The sequence below is a fragment of the Xanthomonas graminis pv. graminis genome, from assembly GCF_030168915.1.
In the GTDB taxonomy this organism is placed as follows: Bacteria; Pseudomonadota; Gammaproteobacteria; order Xanthomonadales; family Xanthomonadaceae; genus Xanthomonas_A; species Xanthomonas_A translucens.
Genome location: NZ_CP076255.1, coordinates 1,252,771 through 1,268,139, shown reverse-complemented (window position 1 = coordinate 1,268,139; position 15,369 = coordinate 1,252,771). Strand labels below are relative to the sequence as shown.

Below are 15,369 nucleotides of genomic sequence, written 5' to 3'. Positions count from 1 at the left end.
GCCGTGCACAGCGCCGCCACGCGTGCGGTTCGGGCGACCAGACCATTATCACCCAGGCAGTGGCGGACAGTCAGGCAGCGGCGCCGTGCGGCCGCAGGCAAGCCGGGTCCGGCCAGGCGTTTGCGGCTGCGCGCCTGTACCGCCGGCGGTACAGGCGCGCAGACCACTGCGTCCGGACCGAGGCGGGGCGTGGGGCATCGGCCCAGCACGGCTGAGGGTTCGAAAGGCCCGCCGCTGCGTTCGTCGCGGCTGAAGCCGCTCCTACAGTGCACCCAGCAGGCGATCCGCAGGCCGGGCATCCTGGCCCGTCAGACCAACTGCAACTCGAACGCCTTCAGTACCGCCCGGGTGCGGTCGCGTACGCCGAGCTTGGACAGAATGTTGGACACGTGGTTCTTGATCGTGCCCTCGGCCACACCCAGCGAGTTGGCGATCTCCTTGTTGGAGAAGCCGCTGGCCATCAGCCGCAGGATCTCGGTCTCGCGGTCGGTCAGCGGGTCGGGCCGGTCCAGGCTGACGAAGTCGTTGCGCATGTGCTCCAGGCCCGACAGCAGGCGCTGTGTCACCGCCGGCTGCACCAGCGAGCCGCCGGCGGCCACCGCGCGGATCGCCCCGACCAGCTGTTCCAGCGACACGTCCTTGAGCAGGTAGCCCTTGGCCCCGGCCTTGAGCCCGGCCAGCACCAGTTGGTCGTCGTCGAAGGTGGTCAGGATGATGGTCGGCGGCAGCGTGCCGTTGCGCGACAGCAGTTGCAGCGCCTCCAGCCCGGACATCGCCGGCATGCGCATGTCCATCAGCACCACGTCCGGCTTCACCTGCGGGATCAGCTCCACCGCCTGGCGGCCATCGTTGGCTTCGGCGATCACCTCGATCCCGCCGTCCAACGCCAGCAGCGAGCGGATCCCCTGCCGCACCAGGGTTTGGTCGTCGACCAGGCAGACACGGATCATCGCAGCACTCCTTGTGAAACGGCGGGCGGCAGCAACGCGGCCGCACTCGGGACCGCGGCGCGCAGGCGAAAGCCCGTGCCCTGCGGCGCATCGATCTCCAGGCTGCCACCATACTGGCTCAGCCGCTCGCGCATGCCGCGCAGGCCGTTGCCGGGCAGCAGGGTCTCGCAGCCGCGGCCATCGTCGTGGGCCTGGATCAGCACCAGCGGACCCTCGCGGCGCACCTGGATCCACAGGTTGTCGGCCTGGGCGTGGCGCACCGTATTGGTGATGATTTCCTGGGTGCAGCGCAGCAAGACATGCGCGCGCTCCGGGTCCTCGACGGTCAGCGGCTCGTCCACCTGCAGGTGGATTCGCAGCGATGGCACCCGCTCGACCAGCGGCCGCAGCGCCGCAGCCAGGTCGATCGCGCCGCTGTCGCGCAGATGGCTGACCGCCTCGCGCACGTCGGTCAGCAGCAGCTTGGCCAGGGTATGCGCCTGGTGCACATGCTCCTGCGCGCGGCCCTCGGTGATGTGGCCGGCCACTTCAAGGTTCAGGCTCAGCGCGGTCAGGTGGTGGCCGAGCAGGTCGTGCAGCTCGCGCGAGATGCGGGTGCGCTCGTTGACCCGGGCGCTTTCGGCCAGCAGTGCGCGGGTGGCGCGCAGCTCGGCATTGAGTTGGCGCTGCTCCTCGCGGGCCTGGGCCTGCTGCCGCGCGACCAGGCTGGTGACGAAGATGAACATGGAGAAGCCGCCGTACAGCAGCGACTGCATCAGCGCGTCGAACATCGGAAAGCCGACCAGCAGATAGTAGACCGGCAGCACCGCCAGCTGGCTGAGCACCAGCCACAGCACGCCGATCCGCACCGGCAGCAGCCACGGGATCACCCCCGCCGCCACCATCATCAGGATGCTGCCCAGCCCGCTTCCGGTCAGATAGCTGACCGCCAGCGCGCAGACGGTGAGCAGCAGCAGGATCAGGCGATCGTACCAATGCGCGTGGCCACCGCTGCCGAGCCCGCGGGTCAGCCAGTAGTAGCTGCCGCCGAAGGCGATGAAGAAGCCCGACATCATCGCCGCCTCCCAGCCGCCACGCCGGTTCACGCCCTCTTCCGGGATCCAGTAGGTGTAGACCAGCGGCATGGCGATCATGGCCCAGGTGAACAGGCCGGCGAAGCGCAGGACGCGGGGATGGCTGAGGTTTCCCAACATGCACGCATCTTAGGATGAACGGCGCGCAATGCACTCCCACGGAAGTCATGCATGCGCGGCTCGCCGCCCCGCGCCCCGCGTGCGATAATTCCGCTGGCGGTCCGCATCTGGCCGCGCGCGCATCAGCAACGGAGTCCCAATGTCGATCGTCATCCGCGACGTGCGCGAGCACGAGCTCGATTCGGTCCTGGCCCTGAACAACAACGCCGGACTGGCGATCCTGCCGCTGGATTCGGCCAAGCTGCACCGTTTCTACGAGACCGCAGACTATTTCCGCATCGCCGAGCGCGACGGCAACCTGGCTGGTTTCCTGGTCGGCTTCGGCGCCGGCAGCGACCACGACAGCAGCAATTTCGCCTGGTTCCGCGAGCGTTATCCGGCGTTCTTCTATATCGACCGCATCGTGGTGGCCAGCCGCCGCCGCGGCGGAGGCGTCGGCCGCGCGTTCTATGCCGACGTGCAGAGCTATGCCGAGCTGCGCTATCCGCAGCTGGCGTGCGAGGTTTTCCTGGATCACGGCGCGGACGCGGCGCTGCTGTTCCATGGCAGCTTCGGTTTCCGCGAAGTGGGCCAGAACACGATGAACGAGGTGGAGGTGCGTGCGAGCATGCTGTTGAAGGATTTGTGCAGTTACGCCTGGGTCCGCGAGACCTACGGCGAGCAGTTGCCCGACCTGCCCTGGGCCGGCCATGCCCACCGCCTGCAACGGGCTCCGCGCCCGGCCGGGGACTGAGCGTGTCGTCGGTGAATCTGGATTTCGAGCAGGCAGGCGAACTGAAGATCGGCCAGGTCGGCATCGCCAACCTGCGCATCCGCACCCTGGACGTGGCGCGCCTGGCGCAGGAGATGCGCGAGCGCGTGCAGCGCGCGCCCAAGCTGTTCGGCCGCGCCGCGGTGATCATCGATTTCGGCGGCCTGGCGCAGACGCCCGACACCGCCACCGCGCGCGCGCTGCTGGACGGCCTGCGCGCGGCCGGCGTGCTGCCGGTGGCGCTGGCCTACGGCACCCGCGAGACCGAACAGCTGTCCGAGGCGCTGGGCCTGCCGCTGCTGGCCAAGTTCCGCGCCCAGTACGAACGCATCGACGGCGGCGCCCCCGCCGCCGCGCCGGCCCCGGTCTCGCCGCCGCCCCCGCCGCCGCCCGCCCCTGCGGCGCGCCCGCAGCCGGGCCGCATGCAGAAGACCGCGGTGCGCTCGGGCCAGCAGCTGTATGCCGAGAACTGCGACCTGACCGTGGTGGCCACGGTCGGTGCCGGCGCCGAAGTGATCTCCGACGGCAGCATCCATATCTACGGTAGCCTGCGCGGTCGCGCGCTGGCCGGCGCGCAAGGCAACACCGAGGCGCGGATCTTCTGCCGCGACTTCCACGCCGAACTGGTCGCCATCGCCGGCCACTACAAGGTGCTGGACGATATTCCCAAGGAACTGCGTGGCAAGGCCGTCCAGGTCTGGCTGGAGCAGGACCAGATCAAGATCGCCGCGCAAGATTGACGCGGCCCTATAACCGAACGTATCAGGAGACATTCCTTTGGCTGAAATTATCGTAGTCACCTCCGGCAAGGGCGGCGTCGGCAAGACCACCACCAGCGCGAGCCTGGCCTGCGGGCTGGCGCGACGCGGCAAGAAGGTCGCCGTGATCGACTTCGACGTGGGCCTGCGCAACCTCGACCTGATCATGGGCTGCGAGCGCCGGGTGGTGTACGACTTCGTCAACGTGGTGCACGGCGAGGCCACGCTCAAGCAGTCGCTGATCAAGGACAAGCGCTTCGACAACCTGTACGTGCTGGCCGCCTCGCAGACCCGCGACAAGGACGCGTTGACCCAGGACGGCGTGGAGAAGGTGCTCAAGGACCTGGTCGCCGAAGGCTTCGAATACATCGTCTGCGATTCGCCGGCCGGCATCGAGAAGGGCGCGTTCCTGGCGATGTATTTCGCCGACCGCGCGGTGGTCGTGGTCAATCCGGAAGTCTCTTCGGTACGCGACTCCGACCGCATCATCGGCCTGCTCGACTCCAAGACCCGCAAGGCCGAGCAAGGCCAGACCGTGCCGGCGTTCCTGCTGCTGACCCGCTACAGCCCGGGCCGGGTGGAAGGCGGCGAGATGCTCAGCATCACCGACGTGGAGGAAGTGCTGGGGCTGAAGGCGATCGGCGTGATCCCCGAATCCGGCGACGTGCTCAATGCCTCCAACAAGGGCGAGCCGGTGATCCTGGACGGCGAATCCCCGGCCGGCCAGGCCTACGACGACGCGGTGGCCCGGATCATGGGCGAAGAGCGCCCGATGCGCTTCATCTCCGTGGAGAAGAAGGGCTTCTTCACCAAGTTGTTCGGAGGGTGAGCATGGGACTATTCGACTTTCTCAAGGCCAAGAAGAACACCGCCGAGACGGCCAAGAACCGCCTGCAGATCATCATCGCGCAGGAGCGCAACCATCGCGGCGGCCCGGATTACCTGCCGCTGCTGCAGCGCGAGCTGCTGGAAGTGATCAAGAAGTACGTGAACATCGACGCCGACGCGGTCAAGGTGGACCTGGTCAAGGACGGCGAACACGACGTGCTGGATATCTCGGTGGCATTGCCGGAAGGGCCGTCGCCCTGAGCCGTGCAGCGCGCTGCGGTCGTAGATAGCGACCGTGGCGCGCAGCCTGCGCCGCATTGTTCGGTGGTGTGTTCGACGTAACGTCCCCACGAAGATGCACTGCGGCGCCCGAATGCGCCGTGATTGCGTGCACAACCTGAGCAGCGCTCACCGAACGCACGAGTTCGCGCGGCAAGGTAAGTCGAGCTGCCGGCCTGTCCAACCGCCGCCACTACCTTGCCGATTGCGTCTCGCGCCGCCCCTCCTTCCCGACCTCCCGATGCAGACCGACGACTCCCGTTCCGCACCCGCTGCCCAGGTCCTGACCGTCGGCGCCATTGGCCTGGACGCGCCGCGCGCGCTGCTGGCCCGGCATGGGCTGAGGCTGCACCGGGTCGCCGACGGCGCCAGGATTCCCGGCAGCTACTGGGGCGAACCGGAAGCCGGCGTGATCGCCAGCGACGTGTACGTGCGCGACGACACGCCGGTGCACTCGCTGCTGCACGAAGCTTGCCACCTGATCGTGCTGCCGCCGGAACGGCGCGCGCGGGTGCATACCGACGCCACCGACTCGGACGAGGAAGAGGACGCCACCTGCTACCTGCAAATCGTGCTGGCCGACGCGCTGCCCGGCGTCGGCAGCGCGCGGCTGATGGCCGACATGGACGCGTGGGGCTATACCTACCGGCTGGGTTCGACCCGCGCCTGGTTCGAACAGGACGCCGAAGACGCGCGCGCCTGGCTGCTGCAGCGCGGACTGTTGCCGCAGCAGGCCTGAGGCCCGCGCACGCAAGCTCCTCAGCGCTCTGAACGCCGATGGAGCGGCTTCAGGAGCGGCGGGCCTGACGGCGATGGAGACTGTCGCGGCTGAAGCCGCTCCTACAGTTCAGCCAGCCCGCTCCACGCAAGCCCCTGTAGACGCGCGCGCCTGGCTGCTGCAGCGCGGACTGTTGCCGCAGCAGGACTGAGGCCCGCGCATGCAAGCTCCTCAGCGCTCTGAACGCCGATGGAGCGGCTTCAGGAGCGGCGGGCCTGACGGCGATGGAGACTGTCGCGGCTGAAGCCGCTCCTACAGTTCAGCCAGCCCGCTCCACGCAAGCCCCTGTAGACGCGCGCGCCTGGCTGCTGCAGCGCGGACTGTTGCCGCAGCAGGCCTGAGGCCCGCGCACGCAAGCTCCTCAGCGCTCTGAACGCCGATGGAGCGGCTTCAGGAGCGGCGGGCCTGACGGCGATGGAGACTGTCGCGGCTGAAGCCGCTCCTACAGTTCAGCCAGCCCGCTCCACGCGAGCCCCTGTAGGAGCGGCTTCAGCCGCGACGAACGGAGCTGGATAGCGCCAAGGCTGCGAATGCCGTCTGGGCACGGAGGCCAACCCGGCTGCGGACGCAGTCGCGGCTGAAGCCGCCTACAGGATTGCGCCGCCAGCGCCGCGCTGCCGATGCCGCTTCGGTGCAAGCGCGGCAACGCGCTACGCCGCGCCTCCGTCCTTCAATGCCGGACGCAGATCCAATGTGGCCCGCGTGCCCTGCCCGGCATCCGAATCCAGGTGCAGCGACCAGCCCAGGTGCTCGCACAGGCGCGCGATCAGGTCCAGGCCGATGCCGCTGCCCTCGCGGCCGCCGCCGCGGGCCATGCGCATGTAGATGGCGCTGATCTCTTCCGGCGCCATGCCATGGCCGGGGTCGTCGATGCGCACCACGCCCGGCGCCGGCATCGCGATGTGGATGACGCCCTGGTCGCTGTTCTCGATCGCGTTGCGCAGCAGGTTGCCGATCGCCGCCTGCACGATCGCCAGCGGCGCCAGCACCTCGCACGGCGGCAACGGCGCCAGCGCCAGTTCCAGTCGCTTGTCGGCGCACAGGTGGCGATGGTCCTCGACGATGTCCGGCAACAGCTGGTCCAGCCGCACCAGGTCGCTGCCGCGCGCCAGCCGCGCCGGATCCTTGGCCAGCACCAGCAGCAGCGAGATCAGTTGGCCGACGCCGCTGGCGGTGCGGCGGATGCGCAGTAGCTGGTTGCGCGCGCTGGGCGGGATGTCGCTCTGCTCCAGCGCCAGTTCGGCGGCGCCGCCGATCACCGCCACCGGCGTGCGCAATTCATGGCTGGTGCTGTCGATGAAGGCGCGCTCGCGCTCGACGAACAGGTCGTTGCGCAGCAGGTAGTCGTTCAGCGCATCGGCGATCACCACCTGTTCGGCGCTGGCGCGCGGATGCACGTCGATGCGCTGGCCCGGCCGGTCCGGGCGCAGGCTGCCGATGCGTTGCGCCATGTCGGTGAGCGGCTGCACCACCCGGCCCAGGCCCCAGGCCACCAGCGCGCCGAGCAGCAGCACCGCGATCACATTGGACAGCAGCATCCACAGCGCCAGGTTCTCCTCGTGCTTCTGCAGCTCGGTGATGTCCAGCGCCAGCGCCAGGCGGCGGCCGCGCACGTCCTGCACCAGCACCACCTTGTCGCGGCCTTCCAGCGGCACGTCGTCGTGCAGGCCCGGCGCCAGCGCCGCCACCGCCGGCGGCAGCGGCTCGCCGCCTGCGTCGCCGTACAGGCTCACGGTGCGGGTGTCGATCCAGCGGTAGTCCGGATCGACCGCGCTGCGCGCCAGGAAATGTTCCAGTTCGGAGCTGAGCAGCGAACGCCAGGTCAGCTGCTCGGCCTGGTCGTTGACGATGTAGCCGTGCACGAACACCGCCAGCGACAGCAGCGCCGCATAGCCGACCAGCCACAGGGTGATGCGTTGCCGCAGCCCGGTCCTACGCGGCATGCTCTTGCTCGTGCGGGTCCACCAGCGCAAGCCGGTAGCCGATCCGCGGCAGGGTGTGGATCAGCTTGGCCGCGAACGGGCCGTCCACGCTGCGCCGCAGGTCGTAGATATGCGAGCGCAGCATGTCGCCGTCCGGCGGCTCGTCGCCCCACAGCGCCTGCTCCAGGCGGTCGCGGGTGACCGCGGCCGGGCTGGCCTGCATCAGCACTTCCAGCAGCTTGCGGCAGGCCGGATACAGGTGCAGGGCGCGGCCGCCGCGGGTCGCCTCCAGCGTCCCCAGGTCCAGTTGCAGGTCGCCCACGCGCAGCAGCTTGCTGCGGCCGCGGCCGTTGGCGCGCAGCAGCAGCGCTTCCAGCCGCACTTCCAGTTCCGGCAGCGCGAACGGCTTGGTCAGGTAGTCGTCGGCACCGGCGCGGAAACCGGCGATCTTGTCCGGCAGTTCGTCGCGCGCGGTGAGCATGATCACCGGCACTTCGGCGTGGTGCCGCTCGCGCATCGCGCGCAGCACCTGCGGCCCGTCCAGGCGCGGCAGCATCCAGTCCAGGATCACCGCGTCGTAGTGCTGGGTGGTGGCCAGGTGCAGCCCGGTGACGCCGTCCGGCGCCGCGTCCAGGGTGTGGCCGCGCACCTCGAAGTAGTCGAACAGGTTCGCGACCAGGTTCCGGTTGTCTTCTATCACCAACAGCCGCATGGCACTCGCTCGCATTCCGGGACGACGGGGGATGACGCCATGCTAGCGGATGCGCGTCGGAACACGGTCGGAACGCGGCGTCTTGATCGAATCTCGATGAAACCTGGACGCCACCCGCATACCGCAACGGCAACCTGGGCTGAAGCGCTGCAGCGGTGGCGCCCCAATCCGACCGGTCTCCGACAAGCAGCACAACACCATGACGCCCGCCACCGTTCGCGCGTCCAGCCCGCCTGCCTCCATGCACAGCCCGTCCCTGCCCCTGCACGCCGCCTCCGTCCTGCCTGCGCCGTCGGCGTTCTATCGCCAGCATCTATGGCTGCCGCTGGCCGCGGCGCTGCTGGCCAGCAGCGTGCTGATGGGCCTGGGCGGCGACTTCTGGTTCGCCGACCTGCTGTACCGCTGGGAAGGCGGCCACTGGGCGCTGCAGAACGCAACGCTGACCCGCAGCCTGATCCATCACGACGGCAAGCTGCTCAGCACCGCGGCGTGGGTGGCGACGGCCGGCCTGGCGGCGTGGGCGTGGCGCCGTGCCGACGGCCAGCGCTACCGGCTGCCGCTGCTGTACCTGGCGCTGGCGGTGGCCTTGAGCACCGGCGTGGTGTCGCTGCTGAAGTCGCTGACCCATATGGACTGCCCCTGGGACCTGAGCCGCTACGGCGGCCACCTGCCCTACATCGGCCTGTTCGAGCCGCGGCCGGCCGGCATGCCGCATGCGGCCTGCTTCCCGGCCGGGCATTCCAGCGCCGGCTACGCCTGGGTGGCACTGTATTTCGTCGCGCTGGCGCTGAAGCCGGCCTGGCGTTGGCCGGCGCTGGCGGTCGGGCTCGGCGCCGGGCTACTGTTCGGCCTCGGCCAGCAGCTGCGCGGCGCGCACTTCCTGTCCCACGACCTGTGGACGCTGTCCCTGAGTTGGGGCGTGGCCTTGGGCCTGTACCGCGCATTGCTGTGGCGGCCGCAGGTTTCGGCCCGATCCATGCATGTCGCCTTGCCTGTCGTGAAGGAAAGCCGCACATGAGCATGTCGTTGCCGCATTCGAGCAGCCAGTCCCGGACCCGCTGGTGGCGCTACCGCCCGCTGCTGAGCAACGAAGCGCTGGCGCTGGCGGCCAGCGCGTTCTTCGCCCTGGTCTGCAACGGCATGTTCTGGCGCAGCGCGATGAGCGGCCACCCCGGCGACCTGAAGCTGGGCCTGTCGCTGTTCCTGTTGCTGCTGTCGGTGCACGGCCTGCTGCTGGGCCTGCTGCTGTGGCGCGGCGTGGCCAAGCCGCTGCTGACCGTGCTGCTGCTCACCACCGCGTTCGCCACGCACTACATGAACAGCTACAGCGTCTACCTGGACGCGGACATGCTGCGCAACGTGCTGGCCACCGACCACAAGGAATCGCGCGAACTGATGACCCCGGCGCTGATCGCGCCGCTGCTGTTCTACGCCGCGCTGCCGATCCTGGCGCTGTGGCGGCTGCGCCTGATCCGGCGTCCGCCGGGCAAGGCGCTGGCGATCCGCGCCGGCTTCCTGCTGGCGATGCTGGCGCTGGGCGGCGTTGGCGCGATGCTGTCGTTCCAGGACCTGTCGGCGATGATGCGCAACCATCGCGAGATCCGCTACCTGGCCACGCCGATCAACTACCTGGTCGCGTTGCGGCAGGACCTGAAGTCCGACAGCCCCACGCACAAGGCGCCGAAGCTGCCGATCGAGCACGACGCGATCGCCACCGCGCGCGCGCCGGGCAGCAAGCCGCGGCTGCTGGTGGTGGTGCTGGGCGAGACCGCACGCGCGCAGAACTGGGGCTTGAACGGCTACGTGCGCCAGACCACGCCGCAGCTGGCGCAGCTGGGCGTGATCAACTTCCCCGACATGCATTCGTGCGGCACCAGCACCGAGGTCTCGGTGCCGTGCATGTTCTCCCCGTTCGGCCGCCACGACTACAACGAAGGCAACATCCGCAAGCACCAGTCGCTGCTGCACGTGCTCGAGCACGCCGGCATCGCCACGCTGTGGCGCGACAACCAGTCAGGCTGCAAGGGCGTGTGCGACGGCCTGGCGCTCCAGCGCCTGGACGACGCCAAGGACCCGCAGCTGTGCAAGGACGGCCGCTGCATGGACGAGATCCTGTTGCAGGACCTGGCCACCCAGGTGCGCGCCAAGCCCGGCGACCGCGTGGTCGTGCTGCACCAGCTCGGCAGCCACGGCCCCAGCTATTTCGAACGTTATCCGGCCGGCTTCCGCCGCTTCACGCCCACCTGCGACAGCGCCGACCTGGGCAACTGCGAGCGCGAGCTGATCGCCAATGCCTACGACAACTCGCTGCTGTACACCGACCACCTGCTGGCGCGCACCGTGTCCACGCTGCAAGCGATGCCCGACTACGACACCGCGATGATCTACTTGTCCGACCACGGCGAGTCGCTGGGCGAGAAGGGCCTGTACCTGCACGGCGTGCCGTATGCGATCGCCCCGCAGGAGCAAACCCACGTACCGATGGTGATGTGGTTCTCGCCCGGCTTCGCCAGCGACCGCGGCCTGGACCTGGCCTGCGTGCGCGCGCGTTCGCGCCAGTACGCCGACCAGGACAACCTGTTCCCCTCGGTGCTGGGGCTGATGCAGGTCAAGACCGGGGTCTACGACCGCACCCGCGACCTGTTCGCGCAGTGCGCCGGTAGCGGCAGCGCAATCGCCGCCGGCGCAGCGAGCCGCTGAGCGGCGGCGGCGGTCCGCCGCCTGCGCCAGCGGCGCGGCGGCGCTGGCCCTTGCGGCGGAAGGGGCGGACCACTAGCCTCGTCGCATTCGCCACCGAAGGATGCGCCGTGAACCACCGCCCTCTGCTGCTTGCGCTGTGCATCGGCGCGAGCGTGCTTGCGCTGTCCGCGTGCCGCAAGGAAGCGACCACCGAGACCGGCACCGCGCCGGCGCCGGCCCCACCCGGCGAGAGCGCCGACCAGTTCGTCGCCCGCATCAACGAGGAGTACCGCGCGCTGCTGCCGGAGCTGACCTCGGCGCAGTGGCTGTCGATCACCTACATCAACGGCGACTCGGAACGGCTGGTGTCCAAGGCCAACGCGCGCTGGCTGACCACGCTCAACGGCTGGATCGCGCAGGCCAAGCGCTACGAGGGCAAGCCGATGTCCGCCGACAGCGCGCGTGCGCTGCAGTTACTGAAGCAGATGACCGCGATGCCGGCGCCGCGCGACCCGGCCAAGCTGGCCGAACTGGCCACGCTGGCCTCGAAGATGGAAGGTGCCTACGGCGCGGCCGCCTATTGCAGCGGCGAAGGCGACGCGCGCCGCTGCCGGCAGCTGGGCGAACTGGAAGACGTGCTGCGCCGCAGCCGCGACTACGACCAGCAGCTCGACGCATGGCAGGGCTGGCACGGCACCGCGCAGCCGCTGCGCCAGGACTACCGGCGCTTCGTCGAACTGGTCAACGAAGGCGCGCGCGAGATGGGCTATGCCGATACCGGCGCGATGTGGCGCAGCGGCTACGACATGCCGCCGGCGCAGATCGCCGCCGAGACCGACCGGCTGTGGACCCAGGTCAAGCCGCTGTACGAGCAACTGCACTGCTACACCCGCGGCAAGCTCGACGCCGAATACGGCAAGGACAAGGGCGAGGTCGCCGGCGGCCTGCTGCCGGCGCACCTGCTCGGCAACATGTGGCAGCAGGACTGGAGCAACCTGTGGGATCTGCTGCAGCCCTACCCCGGCGCCGGCAGCCTGGACATCACCGACACGCTGGAAAAACAGTATCAGAGCAACCTCGCCGCGGCGCTGGCGCGACGCAATAATGATTCCTCGCCGGAAGCGCGTTTCATGGCCCAGCGCGACGCGCAGCTGCAGAGCGCCAAGCAGATGACCGAGCGCGCGCAGGATTTCTACACCTCGCTGGCGATGCCCAAGCTGCCCGACAGCTACTGGGCGCGCAGCCAGTTCATCAAGCCGCTGGAGCGCAACGTGGTCTGCCATGCCAGCGCGTGGGACATGGACATGGCCGGCGACGTACGCACCAAGATGTGCATCCAGCCGAACGAGGAAGACTTCACCACCATCTACCACGAGCTCGGCCACCTCTATTACGACCTGGCCTACAATCCGCTGCCGCCGCTGTTCCAGGGCGGTGCCAACGATGGTTTCCACGAGGCGATCGGCGACACCATCGTGCTGGCGATGACCCCGCAATACCTGCATTCGATCGGCCTGGTCGAAGCGCCTCAGCGCAGCCGCGAGGCGCTGATCAACGCGCAGATGCGCATGGCGCTGAGCAAGGTCGCGTTCCTGCCGTTCGGGCTGATGATCGACCGCTGGCGCTGGGGCGTGTTCGACGGCTCGATCGCGCCGGAGCACTACAACCAGGCCTGGTGGGAACTGAAGGCCAGGTACCAGGGCGTGGCCCCGCCGACGCCGCGCGGCGAGGACTTCTTCGACCCCGGCGCCAAGTACCACGTGCCCGGCAACACGCCGTACACGCGCTACTTCCTGTCACACATCCTGCAATTCCAGTTCTACAAGGGCCTGTGCGACGCGGCCGGCTACAAAGGCCCGCTGTACGAGTGCAGCTTCTACGGCAACAAGGAAGCCGGGCAGAAATTCTGGTCGATGCTGCAACGTGGCGGCAGCCAGCCGTGGCAACAGACGCTGAAGGAACTGACCGGCAACGACAAGCTCGACGCCGCCCCGCTGCTGGAATACTTCGCGCCGATGCAGGAGTGGCTCAAGCAGCAGAACCAGGGGCAGCTGTGCGGGTGGGAGGCGGCAAAGGCCACACAGGCCGGCGCCGCCGCGGCTCCCGTGACGCCTGCGCCCAGGCCGCAGTAAGCGCGCCGCGGCGCAACCGCCAGCGCGCCGCCTCAATCGTCCGCCAACCGCGCCCAACGCTCATGGTCGCGCCACACCCCGCCGATGCGCAGGTAGCGCGGCGAATAGCCTTCGTGGCGGAAACCGGCACGTTTGACCAGCGCCAGCGAGCGCGTGTTGTCCGGTTGGATGTTGGCCTCCACGCGGTGCAGGCCCAGTTCGGAAAACGCATAGGCCACGCACAGCCGCAGCGCGTGGGTCATCAGCCCTCGGCCTTCGCAGCCGGCCATCGCGTGGTAGCCCAGGTAGGCGCTCTGGAAGCAGCCGCCGACCACCTGGCTGAAGGTGAACAGGCCGGCAGGCTCGCCGCTGTCGCGCGCGCGCGCCAGCAGCGCGACGTTGCTGCCGTCCAGGGTCTGCGCGTACCAGGCGTTGAAGCCGGGCACGTCGGTGAACGGATACGTCCACGGATGATGCAGGGCGGTGCTGGCGCGGTGCGCCTGGATCAGCGCGAGACCGTCGCGGCGCCGCACCCGTGCCAGCGACACGGCGGCGTCGGCGGCCTGGCTCGCGCTCTGGCCCATGGTCTCAGCCCGGTAGCGCCGTGCTGCCGCCACGCTGCATGGCCTGCGCGTGGCGGTCCTTGAACTCGTCGAAACTCAGCCCCTGCGCCTGCGCATCGGCCTGCGCGGCGTCCTTCAGCGCATCCGAATACACCAGCCGCACCGGCGTGCCGGCGCGCTCGTGCAATTCCGCCGCCTGCATGATCAGCGACAGCACCTGCGCAGCGCTCTCGCTGTGTCCGGCGATGCGCCCGTCCATGCCCAGCACCCATTCGCCGTCGCGGCGCACGATGCCGGCCAGCAGCGTGCGCTGCTGGTCGCGCAACTCCGCGTGCGGTTCGATCGAGGCGGCGGCAGCGGCGGCCTCGCTGCGATGGCGCAGGCGTTCGGCAAGCTTCTTGCGCACGTCGCGGCGCTGCTTGGACTGGATGGACATGCGGTTTCCTCAACGATGACCCGGCGACGATAGCCCAACCGCGGCGTCGGCGTCACACCGGATCGGCCGGTTCCAGTTGCGGCACCTGGCTGCCGGGCCGCGGCAGGCGCTTGCCGCTGCGCCGCTCCCAGCGCCAGAAGCCCCAGCCGATCAGGAACAACGCGCCCGAGCCCAGCGCCAGATGCATCGGCCGGCCGCTGAGCAGCGGCGACAGCCCCCCGGCCACCACGGTGTTGAGGATCAGTTGGGTGAAGGCCTGCAGCGACGAGGCCAGCCCGCGCTGGCGCGGATACATGTCCAGCACCGCCAGCGCCAGGATCGGGAAGATCAGCGCCATGCCCAGGCCGGCCCCGAAGATCGGCAGCACCGCCCACGGCAGCGCGATCTGCGGCGCGATCGCGGTATAGCCGATGTTGCCGACCACCGACACGCCGCAGCAGATGAAGCCGATGCGCACCTGCCGCAGCGGCCCGATGCGCCCGGCCATGCGCCCGGACAGGAACGAGCCCAGGGTCATGCCGCCGATGGTCGGAATGAACAGCCAGGCGAAATCGCGCTCGCTGCGGTGCAGCAGGTCGAGGATGAACACCGGCGCCGAGGCGATGTACAGGAACACACCGGCGAAGTTGAACGCGCTGGCGGCGGCCAGACGCTGGAAGCGCGCGTTGAACGCGATCGCGATGTAGTCGCGCAGCAGCGTGCGCGGCGCCAGCGGGGTGCGCGCTTGCAACGGATGCGTCTCCGGCATCCAGCGCAGCGTGGCCACCAGCAGCAACAGCGAGAACCCGACCAGGAACCAGAAGATCAGCGGCCAGCCGGCGCCGGTGGCCAGCAGCCAGCCGCCGATGATCGGCGCGATCGCCGGGGCGATGCCGAAGATCATCGACACCTGGCTCATCAGCCGCTGCGCGTCGTGGCCCTGGTACAGGTCGCGGATCACCGCGCGGCCGACGATCATGCCCACCCCGGCGGAAAATCCCTGCAGCGCGCGGAACGCCAGCAGCGTGCCCAGGTCGCCCGACAGCGCGCAGCCGGCCGAGGCCAGCACGAACACCACCAGCCCGCCGACGATCACCGGCTTGCGGCCCCAGGCGTCGGACAGCGGCCCGTGCGCAAGACCCATCAGCGCATAGGCCAGCAGATAGACGCTGACCGTCTGCTGGATCGCCACCGGATCGGCGCGCAGGCGCTGCGCCAGCTGCGGGAACGCCGGGAAGATGGTGTCGATCGCGAACGGGCCGAACATCGCCAGGCCGGCGAGCAGCAGCGCCATGTAGCGGGTGGAGGGAACGGCCGGGGTCATGCGCGGCAATATCGCGGATTGCGTCCACGCACGCCACTGCGCCGGCTCCACAGGCCGACCCCGGCCACGGCATCGGCACCGGCGCAGCAGCGGCCGGCGGGCCGGG

15 protein-coding genes are annotated in these 15,369 nt (G+C 69.4%); 8 read left to right on the top strand and 7 right to left on the bottom strand.

What is annotated here, in order from left to right:
- Window positions 1-308: 308 nt before the first annotated feature.
- Entirely contained in the window at window positions 309-950 is a 642-nt protein-coding gene (locus KHF85_RS05565; protein WP_145701316.1) for a response regulator, read from the bottom strand.
- Window positions 947-2,143, bottom strand: a complete 1,197-nt coding sequence (locus KHF85_RS05560; RefSeq protein WP_284568823.1) for a sensor histidine kinase — start codon at window positions 2,141-2,143, stop codon at window positions 947-949. Before KHF85_RS05560 ends, KHF85_RS05565 begins: the two co-directional genes overlap by 4 nt.
- A gap of 139 nt (window positions 2,144-2,282) precedes the next feature.
- On the opposite strand from KHF85_RS05560, the gene KHF85_RS05555 reads away from it, so the two are divergent.
- The 5 genes from KHF85_RS05555 (at window position 2,283) to KHF85_RS05535 (ending at window position 5,498) form a co-directional block, all read left to right on the top strand.
- Window positions 2,283-2,876, top strand: coding sequence for a GNAT family N-acetyltransferase (locus KHF85_RS05555; protein ID WP_284568822.1), 594 nt, complete (start codon window positions 2,283-2,285; stop codon window positions 2,874-2,876).
- Between the two features lie 2 nt (window positions 2,877-2,878).
- Window positions 2,879-3,634 (top strand): septum site-determining protein MinC, encoded by a 756-nt coding sequence (minC, locus tag KHF85_RS05550; RefSeq protein WP_284568821.1) that lies wholly within the window; start codon window positions 2,879-2,881, stop codon window positions 3,632-3,634.
- Between the two features lie 37 nt (window positions 3,635-3,671).
- Entirely contained in the window at window positions 3,672-4,481 is an 810-nt protein-coding gene (gene minD, locus KHF85_RS05545; protein WP_003465615.1) for a septum site-determining protein MinD, read from the top strand.
- A gap of 2 nt (window positions 4,482-4,483) precedes the next feature.
- Window positions 4,484-4,741 carry a cell division topological specificity factor MinE gene (gene minE / locus KHF85_RS05540; protein ID WP_003465613.1) on the top strand — a complete coding sequence of 86 codons (258 nt, stop codon included), beginning with the start codon at window positions 4,484-4,486 and terminating at the stop codon, window positions 4,739-4,741.
- 259 nt (window positions 4,742-5,000) lie between these two features.
- On the top strand, window positions 5,001-5,498 hold the full coding sequence (locus KHF85_RS05535; protein ID WP_003478838.1) for a hypothetical protein: 498 nt from the start codon (window positions 5,001-5,003) through the stop codon (window positions 5,496-5,498).
- Between the two features lie 689 nt (window positions 5,499-6,187).
- Here the strand turns inward: KHF85_RS05535 and KHF85_RS05530 are convergent.
- Window positions 6,188-7,480: a sensor histidine kinase gene (locus KHF85_RS05530; protein WP_284568820.1), complete on the bottom strand. Its 1,293-nt coding sequence runs from the start codon at window positions 7,478-7,480 to the stop codon at window positions 6,188-6,190.
- Window positions 7,470-8,171, bottom strand: coding sequence for a response regulator transcription factor (locus KHF85_RS05525; RefSeq protein WP_284568819.1), 702 nt, complete (start codon window positions 8,169-8,171; stop codon window positions 7,470-7,472). The genes KHF85_RS05530 and KHF85_RS05525 overlap by 11 nt, the downstream gene beginning before the upstream one ends.
- Window positions 8,172-8,412: 241 nt before the next feature.
- On the opposite strand from KHF85_RS05525, the gene KHF85_RS05520 reads away from it, so the two are divergent.
- The 3 genes from KHF85_RS05520 (at window position 8,413) to KHF85_RS05510 (ending at window position 12,982) form a co-directional block, all read left to right on the top strand.
- On the top strand, window positions 8,413-9,189 hold the full coding sequence (locus tag KHF85_RS05520) for a phosphatase PAP2 family protein (protein ID WP_409976660.1): 777 nt from the start codon (window positions 8,413-8,415) through the stop codon (window positions 9,187-9,189).
- The gene (locus tag KHF85_RS05515; RefSeq protein ID WP_284568817.1) at window positions 9,186-10,871 is read left to right on the top strand and encodes a phosphoethanolamine transferase; all 1,686 of its coding nucleotides are present in this window, start codon (window positions 9,186-9,188) and stop codon (window positions 10,869-10,871) included. Before KHF85_RS05520 ends, KHF85_RS05515 begins: the two co-directional genes overlap by 4 nt.
- A gap of 107 nt (window positions 10,872-10,978) precedes the next feature.
- The gene (locus KHF85_RS05510) at window positions 10,979-12,982 is read left to right on the top strand and encodes a M2 family metallopeptidase (RefSeq protein WP_284568816.1); all 2,004 of its coding nucleotides are present in this window, start codon (window positions 10,979-10,981) and stop codon (window positions 12,980-12,982) included.
- A gap of 32 nt (window positions 12,983-13,014) precedes the next feature.
- Here the strand turns inward: KHF85_RS05510 and KHF85_RS05505 are convergent, their stop codons facing one another.
- From KHF85_RS05505 to KHF85_RS05495, 3 genes are read right to left on the bottom strand one after another with little or no spacing between them, the layout of a single operon-like run.
- Entirely contained in the window at window positions 13,015-13,545 is a 531-nt protein-coding gene (locus tag KHF85_RS05505; RefSeq protein WP_284568815.1) for a GNAT family N-acetyltransferase, read from the bottom strand.
- Window positions 13,546-13,549: 4 nt separating this feature from the next.
- Window positions 13,550-13,960 (bottom strand): hypothetical protein, encoded by a 411-nt coding sequence (locus KHF85_RS05500; protein ID WP_284568814.1) that lies wholly within the window; start codon window positions 13,958-13,960, stop codon window positions 13,550-13,552.
- Between the two features lie 52 nt (window positions 13,961-14,012).
- On the bottom strand, window positions 14,013-15,263 hold the full coding sequence (locus KHF85_RS05495) for a multidrug effflux MFS transporter (protein ID WP_284568813.1): 1,251 nt from the start codon (window positions 15,261-15,263) through the stop codon (window positions 14,013-14,015).
- Window positions 15,264-15,369: the final 106 nt, after the last annotated feature.

Bases quoted from the DNA above. Each gene is read 5' to 3' on its own strand.
- KHF85_RS05565 (WP_145701316.1), bottom strand. From the start codon at position 950: ATGATCCGTGTCTGCCTGGTCGACGACCAAACCCTGGTGCGGCAGGGG.
- KHF85_RS05530 (WP_284568820.1), bottom strand. From the start codon at position 7,480: ATGCCGCGTAGGACCGGGCTGCGGCAACGCATCACCCTGTGGCTGGTC.
- KHF85_RS05555 (WP_284568822.1), top strand. From the start codon at position 2,283: ATGTCGATCGTCATCCGCGACGTGCGCGAGCACGAGCTCGATTCGGTC.
- KHF85_RS05515 (WP_284568817.1), top strand. From the start codon at position 9,186: ATGAGCATGTCGTTGCCGCATTCGAGCAGCCAGTCCCGGACCCGCTGG.
- KHF85_RS05505 (WP_284568815.1), bottom strand. From the start codon at position 13,545: ATGGGCCAGAGCGCGAGCCAGGCCGCCGACGCCGCCGTGTCGCTGGCA.
- KHF85_RS05535 (WP_003478838.1), top strand. From the start codon at position 5,001: ATGCAGACCGACGACTCCCGTTCCGCACCCGCTGCCCAGGTCCTGACC.
- KHF85_RS05495 (WP_284568813.1), bottom strand. From the start codon at position 15,263: ATGACCCCGGCCGTTCCCTCCACCCGCTACATGGCGCTGCTGCTCGCC.
- KHF85_RS05525 (WP_284568819.1), bottom strand. From the start codon at position 8,171: ATGCGGCTGTTGGTGATAGAAGACAACCGGAACCTGGTCGCGAACCTG.
- minE (WP_003465613.1), top strand. From the start codon at position 4,484: ATGGGACTATTCGACTTTCTCAAGGCCAAGAAGAACACCGCCGAGACG.
- KHF85_RS05520 (WP_409976660.1), top strand. From the start codon at position 8,413: ATGCACAGCCCGTCCCTGCCCCTGCACGCCGCCTCCGTCCTGCCTGCG.
- KHF85_RS05500 (WP_284568814.1), bottom strand. From the start codon at position 13,960: ATGTCCATCCAGTCCAAGCAGCGCCGCGACGTGCGCAAGAAGCTTGCC.
- KHF85_RS05560 (WP_284568823.1), bottom strand. From the start codon at position 2,143: ATGTTGGGAAACCTCAGCCATCCCCGCGTCCTGCGCTTCGCCGGCCTG.